Raw genomic sequence first — 4,314 nt, forward strand, 5'->3', positions numbered from 1 at the left:
CGGACTAGCGGCCCGGCTCGGGCGTGCGCTTGAAGCCGTCGTCGGCGCTCACGCCGCCCAGATGCGCCACGTCGCCCCATGCGACGACGCGCGCCTGTGTCACGTAGCCGTCGCGCTCGAAATCCACGACGTTCACGCTCGTGTTGAGAAGCGGCCAGGCACGCGGGGCGTCGAGCGCGAGGCCGTTCGCGAAGCGGTACACGCAGTCGAGCACGCCGCCATGCGCGACGCAGGCAATACGGCCGCCGGGATACATCGCCAGGATCGGCTCGAGCGCATGCAGCACACGATGGTAGAACTCGCGCTGCGACTCGCCCTCGGGCGGCGCGAAGCCGGGATCGCGGGTTTGCCAGTGCGCGTACTCGTCCGCAAAGCGCTCGGCGATCTCGTCGCTGTCGTGGCCCTGGAACGCGCCGTAGTTGCGCTCGCGCAGGCCATCGGCGAGTTGCACGGGCAAGCCGAGCGCCGCGGCGACCGGCTGCGCGGTCTGTTGCGCGCGCAACAGGTCGCTGGACCAGATGGCGTCGAGCCGCGCGCCCGCCTGCACTTCCTGCGCGAGCCGCGTGCCGAGCTGCTGCGCCTGCCCCACGCCGCTCTCGGCGAGCGGAATGTCGATATGCCCCTGAATGCGCTTGATGCGATTCCAGGCCGTTTCGCCGTGGCGGATGAAGAGGATCTGCGTGGTCATGGTCAGTTGCGCACTTGCAGCCAGAACGTCACGGGGCCGTCGTTGACGAGCGACACCTGCATGTCGGCGCCGAACTCGCCGGTCTCGACGGTTGGATGCTTCTCGCGCGCAGCGGCGACGAAATAGTCGAACAGACGCCGCCCCTCGTCGGGCGGCGCGGCCGGCGTGAAACTCGGGCGCAGGCCGCTATTGGTGTCGGCGGCGAGCGTGAACTGCGAGACGAGCAGCAGGCCACCGGGCGTGCCGTTGCCGTCGACGTTTTGCACGCTCAGATTCATCTTGCCCGCCGCGTCGCTGAACACGCGATAGCCCAGCAGCTTCGCGAGCAACTTGTCGGCACTGGCCTCGGTGTCGCCGCGCTCCGCGCATACGAGCGCGAGCAGCCCCTGGCCGATCGCGCCGGTCACGCGCTCACTCTCACCGCGCGCGACACGTACTTCGGCGCGACGCACACGCTGGATCAGCGCGATCATGCGGTGAGCGTCACGCGCGCGAAGCGGCGCTTGCCCACCTGCACGACGAACTCGCCCGCTTCGACCTTCAGGCCCTTGTCGGAGATGGTGGCGCCATCGATCTTCACGCCACCCTGCTCGATGTTGCGCAGCGCTTCGCTCGTGGACGGCACGAGGCCCGCCTGCTTGAGCAACTGGCCGATGGCGAGCGGCGCGCCCGCGAGCGTGACCGACGCAATGTCGTCCGGCACGCCGCCCTTCGCGCGGTGGTTGAAGTCTTCGAGTGCACGTTCGGCGTCGGCCTGCGAGTGGAAGCGCGCGACGACTTCCTGCGCGAGCATCACCTTGAAATCGCGCGGATTGCGGCCACCCTCGGCCTCGCGCCTGAAGCCTTCGATTTCCGCCATCGGGCGGAACGACAGCAGCTCGAAGTAACGCCACATCAGCACGTCGGAGATGCTCATGAGCTTGCCGAACATGTCGTTCGGTTTCTCGCTGATGCCGACGTAGTTGTTCTTCGACTTCGACATCTTTTCGACGCCGTCGAGACCTTCGAGCAGCGGCATCGTGAGAATGCACTGCTGCTCCTGGCCGTACTGCTTCTGCAGTTCGCGCCCCACCAGCAGGTTGAACTTCTGGTCGGTGCCGCCAAGCTCGAGGTCGGCATTGAGCGCCACCGAGTCGTAACCCTGCATGAGCGGGTACAGGAATTCGTGGATCGAAATCGGCACGCCGCTCTGGAAGCGCTTGGTGAAGTCCTCGCGCTCGAGAATGCGCGCGACCGTGTAGCGCGACGCGAGCTTGATCATGCCGTCGGCGCCGAGCGGCATCGACCATTCGCTGTTGTAGCGGATCTCGGTCTTTTCGCGATCGAGCACGAGCGCGGCCTGCTCGAAGTAGGTCTTCGCATTCGATTCGATCTGCTCGCGCGTGAGCGGCGGACGCGTGGCGTTCCGGCCCGATGGGTCGCCGATCAGCGAGGTGAAGTCGCCGATCAGGAAGATCACGGTATGGCCGAGATCCTGCAACTGACGCATCTTGTTGAGTACGACCGTGTGGCCGATGTGGATGTCCGGCGCGGTCGGGTCGAGGCCGAGCTTGATGCGCAGCGGCTTGCCAGTGGCCGCGCTGCGGGCGAGCTTCTGCTCGAATTCTTCTTCGATCAGCAGTTCGTCCACGCCGCGCTTCGTGACGGCGAGCGCGTGACGGACTTCGTCGGTGACCGGAAAGGCGTCTTTTGCGCCGCTGGTGGGAGTGGACTCGGTGCTCATGCTTCGATCGTATCTGTCGTTTAGTCTGGGTCTAGTCCGCGATTTTACGTGATTCGAATCGCGAGGCTGAGGTTTGCAGCGTTGCGCGAAGCGTTTGAGCAAGCCGCGGGGTGGCTCAGCGGGTGTCGCGGTGGCCGTTGCAGTCGGCAAGGACCGCTTGCCGGCCTTCGATTGCGAAGATCCGTTGGCGCTATCGAACGTGGAGTGACCTTTAATCAGGGTCAGGCCTGCGTACGACCCGCAATGACAAGCATCCCACGGCGCGAACGCGTGCAACAGTCAGCCGTTCGGCTTACTTACGCTCGAACGGCATTGCCCCGATAATCTCCCGCAGGGCACTGAATTCGCATTGACGAAAGGAGCACAACGTGGCGCCACGCGACGCACGAAACGAAAGCAGACACGCCGCCGATGGCGTGTACTTCGGCCTGATGTCGGGCACCAGCATGGACGGCGTGGACGGCATCGCCGTGCGCTTCGAGGCGGGTCAGCGGCCGGTGGTGCTGGCCGAGGCTTTCGTCGGTTTCGCGCAGGGGCTGCGCGAGGCGCTCTTTTCGTTGCAGCAGCCGGGCGAGAACGAGATCGAGCGCGAGGCGCTCGCCGGCAACGCGCTCGCGGCGCGGTATGCGGTGTGCTGTCATGAACTGCTGCGCGCCGGCAATCTGCGCGCGGAGGACGTGCGGGCGATCGGTGCGCACGGCCAGACCGTGCGCCATCGGCCCGAGAAGGGCTACACGGTGCAGATCCAGAATCCGGCGCTGCTCGCGGAGCTTGCCCGCATCGACGTAATCGCCGACTTCCGCAGCCGCGACGTCGCCTCGGGCGGTCAGGGCGCGCCGCTCGTGCCCGCGTTCCACGCGACCGTGTTCGGCTCGCATGAGCAAACGCGCGTGGTCTGCAATCTCGGCGGCATCAGCAACATCACGATTCTCCCGGCCACAGGCGCCGTGCGCGGCTTCGACTGCGGCCCGGCCAACGCGCTGCTCGATCTTTGGGCGGAGCGGCATCTGGGCAAGCCCTACGACGAGAACGGCCAGCTCGCCGCAAGCGGCAAGCTGCATCAGCCGCTCCTGAATACCCTGCTCGACGAGCCGTTTTTCGAGCAGCCGCCGCCGAAGAGCACCGGCCGCGACCTCTTCAACGCGCAGTGGCTCGACGAAAAGCTCAAGGGCTTCGAATCGCTCCCGGCCGCCGATGTGCAGGCGACGCTCGTGGCGCTCACCGCCGTGAGCGTGGCGCGTGAGATCGAACGTCACGCCGGCGACAGCCGCGCCGTGTATGTGTGCGGGGGCGGCGCGCGCAATCCGACCTTGATGGCAGCGCTGCAGAAGGCGCTCGAAACGGGTGGCGTGGCGGGCGTGCCCGTCATGACGACCGAGGCGCTCGGCGTCCCACCGCATCAGGTGGAACCGCTCGCCTTTGCGTGGCTCGCAATGCGCTGCGTGGCGCGCGAGCCTGGAAACCTCGCGGCCGTCACGGGTGCGGCGGGCGAGCGTGTGTTGGGCGCGATCTACCCGCGCTGAGCCTGTTGAGCGCCCCGAGGCCGGCGCGCGGCCGCGCGAAAACGGCGGTCCAATAAAAAACGGGGCACGAGCCCCGTTTCCTGCTTCGCAAGCCTGTTCGATCAGACCGAGAACGACGAGCCGCAACCACAGGTGGTGGTCGCATTCGGGTTCTTGATGACGAACTGCGCGCCATTCAGATCGTCCTTGTAGTCGATCTCGGCGCCTACGAGATACTGATAGCTCATCGAGTCGATCAGAAGCTGGACGCCGTTGCGGTTCATCACGGTGTCGTCTTCGTTGATCGTCTCGTCGAACGTGAATCCATACTGGAAGCCCGAACAGCCGCCGCCCTGCACGAATACGCGCAGCTTCAGCTCCGGGTTGCCTTCCTCGTCGAT

Annotated in this window: 5 protein-coding genes; 1 reads left to right on the forward strand and 4 read right to left on the reverse strand. The window is 66.2% G+C overall.

Translation table 11 applies throughout. The annotated features are described in order from the left end of the window. Window positions 1-4: 4 nt before the first annotated feature. Genes VMJ11_RS30930 through tyrS form a run of 3 tightly spaced genes read right to left on the reverse strand, consistent with a single transcriptional unit; the run spans window position 5 to window position 2,411 of the window. Complete coding sequence (locus VMJ11_RS30930; RefSeq protein ID WP_325624709.1) at window positions 5-688, reverse strand: histidine phosphatase family protein; 684 nt, start codon at window positions 686-688, stop codon at window positions 5-7. A 2-nt stretch (window positions 689-690) separates the two neighbouring features. Then, window positions 691-1,161, reverse strand: a complete 471-nt coding sequence (gene dtd / locus VMJ11_RS30935; protein ID WP_325624710.1) for a D-aminoacyl-tRNA deacylase — start codon at window positions 1,159-1,161, stop codon at window positions 691-693. Next, window positions 1,158-2,411, reverse strand: a complete 1,254-nt coding sequence (gene tyrS / locus VMJ11_RS30940; protein WP_325624711.1) for a tyrosine--tRNA ligase — start codon at window positions 2,409-2,411, stop codon at window positions 1,158-1,160. The genes dtd and tyrS overlap by 4 nt, the downstream gene beginning before the upstream one ends. A 368-nt stretch (window positions 2,412-2,779) precedes the next feature. Between tyrS and VMJ11_RS30945 the strand changes: the two genes are divergently transcribed. Then, window positions 2,780-3,934, forward strand: coding sequence for an anhydro-N-acetylmuramic acid kinase (locus VMJ11_RS30945; RefSeq protein ID WP_325624713.1), 1,155 nt, complete (start codon window positions 2,780-2,782; stop codon window positions 3,932-3,934). Window positions 3,935-4,035: 101 nt separating this feature from the next. Here VMJ11_RS30945 and erpA read toward each other — a convergent pair. Then, window positions 4,036-4,314: iron-sulfur cluster insertion protein ErpA (gene erpA / locus VMJ11_RS30950; protein ID WP_325624714.1), on the reverse strand; the 279-nt coding region annotated here is incomplete at its 5' end.

The sequence above is a fragment of the Paraburkholderia sp. genome, assembly GCF_035501035.1.
In the GTDB taxonomy this organism is placed as follows: Bacteria; Pseudomonadota; Gammaproteobacteria; order Burkholderiales; family Burkholderiaceae; genus Paraburkholderia.

What these genes read in the sequence shown, in the direction of transcription:
- VMJ11_RS30930 (WP_325624709.1), bottom strand. Translation starts at nt 688, where the DNA reads ATGACCACGCAGATCCTCTTCATCCGCCACGGCGAAACGGCCTGGAAT.
- dtd (WP_325624710.1), bottom strand. Translation starts at nt 1,161, where the DNA reads ATGATCGCGCTGATCCAGCGTGTGCGTCGCGCCGAAGTACGTGTCGCG.
- tyrS (WP_325624711.1), bottom strand. Translation starts at nt 2,411, where the DNA reads ATGAGCACCGAGTCCACTCCCACCAGCGGCGCAAAAGACGCCTTTCCG.